This is a genomic window from Bacillus sp. MYb56 (genome assembly GCF_002976445.1).
In the GTDB taxonomy this organism is placed as follows: Bacteria; Bacillota; Bacilli; order Bacillales; family Bacillaceae_G; genus Bacillus_A; species Bacillus_A mycoides.
In genome coordinates this window covers 1-5,380 of the sequence record NZ_PCOH01000092.1, presented here as the reverse complement: position 1 = coordinate 5,380, position 5,380 = coordinate 1, and the positions used below count along the sequence as shown (strand labels likewise).

The following is a 5,380-nucleotide window of genomic DNA, read 5'->3' as shown; positions in this document are numbered from 1 at the left end:
AATCAAAGCCGTTTCAAAAATTTCAACAGAATGTATCTATTCAGTATTCTATGAGGAAAGTGGAACGTGCTTTTAAAAGTGAATATGAAAGCTGGAAGAACCAAAAGTATTATGAGCGTATGCAAAGGGAAAATGCATATGAAAATGAAAGGGGTTAGATCATGGGTAATGAAAAAATTCGAATGAAGTTATCGTTGAATGAAGATGTGCATCAATACATTCAAGACTATATGGATGAAAATAATATTACACATCCAGGGGATGCTATATCGAAAATTTGTATGGAACATCAAGCATCAAAAAATACAGAATGGTCATTGAATTATATTTCAGAAGTTGTTTCTAAAAATCTTCATGACATATTAAAAAATGAGCTAACAAAAATTCGTCTCGGTGCAAATAGTGCGGATCGAAATACACAAGTTTTAATTGAGTTATTAAATGGTTATTTCTTTTTAGAAGGCGTAGACAGCATTATTACGACTGATAAACAGGAGATGGAAAGTGTGAAGATGGCAAAGAAAACTGTGGAAGAACGAATTAGCCATTTAAGACAAAAACGTTTAGATCATGAGGCATCAAAGAACAATGTAACATAATCTACATTGTTCTTTTTTATAAAAAAATAGGAGGTTATTAGGATGTTGTTATTTCATGAAGATATTGCATTAGGAGTTATTAAAGAAATTGGAGAAGGTGAACTCGTTTTACTTGTAAAAGAGGAAGAACTAACAATCAAAATTACACGAGAACAAGAGGAAGAACTTGCAGTTCATGTTATGAATCAAGAGAATATGTTAGTTCCGGTTAACCTAAAAACACATGCGCTTTTCTTTGATACAACTGAAAGATGGAATGAAGAAGACATGGAGGAATTGCAAAGAGCGAGTGAAAGAGTAGGAGAAGATCATGAGTAAGAATTATAAGAAAAAGTATCAAACGAAATCACTAGAAGAAAAGAAAGAAGCGGTGCAAGCTTTAACAAAAAAGATGGAAAAAAGTATAGAAGGCTATTTTCGTACACCGGAAGATTTGAAAGATTATTTATCGTTTATGGCAAAGTTTTATCACTATTCACCATCTAATATTTCATTAATACAGAGTCAATTTGAAGGAGCCAAGGCAGTTGGTTCCTTTTCTTTTTGGAAAGAAAAAGGGTTTGCGGTTAAGAAGGGTGAGAAAGGAATCCAGATCCTTGTTCCAAACAGAACTATAGCAAAATTTAAAGACAAAGAAGGCACTTGGAAAACAGTAACTAAAGCAAATGAGGAAGAGAAAAAACAAATTGAATCTAAAAGCGTAGAAGTGAAACCAGGTCGCTTATATTTTGCTGTCGGTCATGTGTTTGATGTTTCTCAAACGAACGCAAAAGCGGAAGATCTCCCACGTATTTTTCCGAATCGTTGGCTAGAAGGAAGTGTAACAGATTACCAGAGTTTGTATAAAGGAATGGAAGCCATTGCGGAAAAAAATGGTGTAAAAATTATTGAGCCGAAGCAAGAACTTGGGGTCGCAAAGGGGGTTAGTTACACCTTAACAAAAGAGGTTGCTTTGAATCCTAGAAACAGTGAATTGCAAAATGTAAAAACACTTCTTCACGAATTGGCGCATGCCAAACTTCATACAGCAGAGACACATATGAATTACACAGCACCAGAAAAAGAGTTTCAAGCAGAAATGACAGCTTATGCCGTTTCTTCTTATTTTGGGATTGATACAAGCGAATATTCGTTAGGATACTTAGCGAGCTGGACACAAGGAAAAGAAATGAAAGATAAAACCAAGTTGTTGAAGGAAGTACATGAAACTTCGATTGAATTTATTGAAACAATTGAAAATACGTTAGAAAAGGAAAAAGAAAAAACAAATGAAAAGGGAGTAGATAATATGTCAAAACAAGTTTCTGATAATGGAAAAGAGCATGTAGTGACAGTTGAAATATTAGATAAGGATATAAAAGACGGTGAATTTGCAAAATTACACATGGTGGATGCAGAAACCAAAGAGGTATATCATATGGCAATTTATGATCCGGGTGTATTAGACCGTGATGAATTTTATAATGGCGAAAGGGACGTTTCTAATATTGAACATATTTTTAAAGCGGATGTTTATGAGAAAGTAAAAGATACTCTTCTCGATGGAAACGAAAGTCAATCATTTACTGTCCGTGAAGAAGATATGCTTATTAGTTTAAGTGAATTAGAGCAAGATGATCGATACGCTATTTTATTTAATAAAGAAAAATATGAAGCGGCTAAAATAAAAGGAAATGAAAAACAGAATGAAAATGAAAAAAATATTTTACTAGTGGAATACATGAGTTTAAGTAATACGACACAAGAGCTTGTTTCCGTTACAGAGTTAAGGGAACAAGCAGATAGAAATCGAGCGTTTGAGCCTGTAGAAGGTGGAGAAAAATTGAGTGATAAAGAATTTATAGATGCATTTAACGAGGTGAATCAAGAAAAGTATGCAGCACTAAATCAGGATGAAATTAATCGACCAACTATGCTAGTTCAATGGAGCGACAACGAAAATATTAAGAACAATCAACTGATCCCATTTGGAGAAGCTAATGAAAAAATGGCTGAAGTCATTTCAAGTATTGAAAAAGCAAGAGAAGAAGCTAGAGAAAGAGGTGAAACCATCCCTTACAATCAAGCTCGTTATCATATCGCCATTCCAAAAGAAGTAGATAGGGATTTTGGGAGAATGGAGCTTGTGAGTATGGATCGTTTGGATATGGGAGATGGGGACTACAAGACACCGTATGAACAAGTATTAAACGAGAAAAGGTATCTATCGGATGAAGTGAAGCAAGCGTTACGGGATGAGATAGTGAATCATAGAAATGACAAAGAAATACCGATGGAAAAAGCACAGGGAAATACATTAGAAAAATCGAAAGAGACACCCAACCACTTAGTTACAATTGAAGTATTAGCAAACGGTATGCAAGATGAAGAACTTGCAAGAATACACATGATGGATGGGGTTACGAAAGATATTAATTATTTATCAGTATGGAACCAAGATAAAACAGATCGGGACGATTTATATGTTTCCCTAATGGAAAAGAACGGGAACCGAGAAAATGTTTATTTAGATAACATTTTGAAACCAGATTTATATGAAAAGGTTCAAAGTTCTATCTTTGATGGAAGAGGAAATTTGTCATTTGTTGTTTATGAAAAAGATGCAAATATGAGTCTAGATGAAATCGTAAAAGATGAACGATATGGACTCTTAGTTGATAAAGCGGAGGCACAAAAAGATTACTCATTTAATGAAAAAGAAGTGGAATTATATAAAGAAATGAAGACGGAGGGATATGCACCTATTGCTTCTCTAGATCAACAAATTCAGCCTTTAAAAGAAAAGGAGCCAACTACGTTAGATAAGGATTTAAGCCGAAAATTCGAAGCATACAGACGTTCACAATATGAAGAAACACCAGATAATATTGATAGTATTGTCACTCGTGTAAAAGCTGAAGAACGGTATTATACAACGAAATATGTTTCGATTGATAATGAGCTGGTAAGCCAGGAACACGTTGTGAAATTAGAAAACCAAGTGGATGAGAAGCTTGGGAAAGAAGGAATAACGTTGAATCAGTCTACAACTTCAAAGGAAATGGAGTTTGATAAAAAATTTCAGCCATTGAACGGAAAACAAACGAATAGTAAAGAAAAAGAAAAGGAGCCAGAGCCTGGTAATGTAGAGCAGTCGAAGGCTACAAAGAAATCAAGTAGAAAAAAAGAAACAATGGAAATGGAACGATGAAAAATTGTATAGCAGGAACACCAGATTAAATCATTTTTTGTTACTCAATTGAGAAAACGGAAAGTGATTTTTTTATGTCTAGAAATGAAAGAGGGTACATGTAAAAGCCCTCTTTCTTGTTTTTAGAACGAAAGGAGTGAAAGAGAATGGGAAACATTGTGGAAATCGTAGACATTGATTACAAGGGCGTTTGGGCAGAAAAAGGAGATCCCAAAGAGCTTATTTTCATTTCGTTATCTAACGAAGAAATTCAAGCCGTACGTGAAATGCTGTCGGAACAAAAACCATTATATGTGTTCTTACAGAAGGAACTAGAATGGAAGGTTATGTCATGAATGTATGGCTGTTTGCAGGCTGTATGTTCCTTGTAGCGGTCTTTTTAAACATGTTGTTATTATTCGGTCACAGAGTAATGAAAAAGCGGAGAAATAAGAAATGGAAGCGTGAAACTGAAATTACAGATTAATAGGAGGTATTACTTATGGGGAAAACATTGTTTATTGCTGAAAAGCCGAAGGTAGCTGTTGAATTATTAAAATCACCTAGATTTAGAAACTCACAAAAGCATCCAGGTAGTAAACCGTATTATGGCTACTATGAAAATGAAAATTACATTATTAGTTGGTGCCGTGGGCATTTATTAGAGTTAAAACATCCAGAAGAGATGGATGAAAGATACAAAGAATTTAAATTTGATCACTTACCCATTATTTTAGAGCCGGAATATAAAGAGAAATCGGATAGTCTCGAACAAATTCAAATATTAGTTAAGTTGTTAAATCGTCCCGATGTGGATCATGTGGTCAACTCCTGTGATGCAGATAGAGAGGGTGAGCTTATCTATCGTGAATTATATGAATATGCAGGTGTGAACAAGCGAGAATCACGCCTATTTATCTCTTCTTATGAAGCCGCAGAACTAGAGGGAGCCTTGAACCGATTAGAACCAGGAGCAGATTATGAAGGGCTTGCACAATCCGCTAAAGCAAGGCAGTATCTGGACTATATTCTAGGAATTAATGTTACAAGGGGCTGTACATCAAAACTAGCCAGAAACCAATTCTTATTGGCTTCTGGTCGTGTTCAAATGTGTATCTTGAATGAAATCCGTCAAAGGGAAATTGCTATCCAAAACTATAAAGAACAAACCTATTACAATTTAAAGCTACTAACCGAAAATGGTTTATCACCAGTAATGAAAACCGAAGAGCAACTGATAGATCCATCGCCACTACAAAAGCTTGGAGATAGCTTGAAAGAAACGAATGTAATCGTAACGGAATTTAAAGAAAGTACGAGAAAAAAGAAACCAAAATTATTATATAACTTAACGGATATCTACAAAGATGCTCACGCTAAGATGAAGATAAATGCAGAAACAGCAAAAAAACATATTCAGAGTTTGTATGAAGAAGGCTTTATTACCTATCCTCGTTCTTCATCCAGGCATTTACCTACAGAGCAAGTGGAACGAGTGAAGGAAATAATGACAGCATTAGAAAAGAGCGCCTATGCGAATCTCGTACAACAAGTAAGCCCATCTTCTATTACAAAAAAACACACTACATTTAATGATGAATTAGTCAGTAGT

Annotated in this window: 6 protein-coding genes and 1 pseudogene; all 7 read left to right on the top strand. The window is 34.8% G+C overall.

The window, feature by feature from the left end; genetic code table 11:
* Positions 1–158, top strand: a pseudogene (locus CQ058_RS33110) (MobP2 family relaxase); the annotation flags it as partial.
* 3 nt (positions 159–161) lie between these two features.
* Complete coding sequence (locus CQ058_RS30815; RefSeq protein WP_105590237.1) at positions 162–599, top strand: hypothetical protein; 438 nt, start codon at positions 162–164, stop codon at positions 597–599.
* 42 nt (positions 600–641) lie between these two features.
* Positions 642–917, top strand: a complete 276-nt coding sequence (locus CQ058_RS30810) for a hypothetical protein (protein WP_105590236.1) — start codon at positions 642–644, stop codon at positions 915–917.
* Complete coding sequence (locus tag CQ058_RS30805; protein ID WP_105590235.1) at positions 910–3,789, top strand: LPD25 domain-containing protein; 2,880 nt, start codon at positions 910–912, stop codon at positions 3,787–3,789. The genes CQ058_RS30810 and CQ058_RS30805 overlap by 8 nt, the downstream gene beginning before the upstream one ends.
* 146 nt (positions 3,790–3,935) lie before the next feature.
* Entirely contained in the window at positions 3,936–4,124 is a 189-nt protein-coding gene (locus CQ058_RS30800; protein ID WP_105590234.1) for a hypothetical protein, read from the top strand.
* Positions 4,121–4,255: a hypothetical protein gene (locus tag CQ058_RS32625; protein ID WP_002169635.1), complete on the top strand. Its 135-nt coding sequence runs from the start codon at positions 4,121–4,123 to the stop codon at positions 4,253–4,255. The genes CQ058_RS30800 and CQ058_RS32625 overlap by 4 nt, the downstream gene beginning before the upstream one ends.
* A 15-nt stretch (positions 4,256–4,270) precedes the next feature.
* Positions 4,271–5,380 (top strand): DNA topoisomerase (locus CQ058_RS30795; RefSeq protein ID WP_258169598.1); only part of this gene is annotated, 1,110 nt, incomplete at its 3' end.

Bases quoted from the DNA above. Each gene is read 5' to 3' on its own strand.
- CQ058_RS30815 (WP_105590237.1), top strand. From the start codon at position 162: ATGGGTAATGAAAAAATTCGAATGAAGTTATCGTTGAATGAAGATGTG.
- CQ058_RS32625 (WP_002169635.1), top strand. From the start codon at position 4,121: ATGAATGTATGGCTGTTTGCAGGCTGTATGTTCCTTGTAGCGGTCTTT.
- CQ058_RS30805 (WP_105590235.1), top strand. From the start codon at position 910: ATGAGTAAGAATTATAAGAAAAAGTATCAAACGAAATCACTAGAAGAA.
- CQ058_RS30800 (WP_105590234.1), top strand. From the start codon at position 3,936: ATGGGAAACATTGTGGAAATCGTAGACATTGATTACAAGGGCGTTTGG.
- CQ058_RS30810 (WP_105590236.1), top strand. From the start codon at position 642: ATGTTGTTATTTCATGAAGATATTGCATTAGGAGTTATTAAAGAAATT.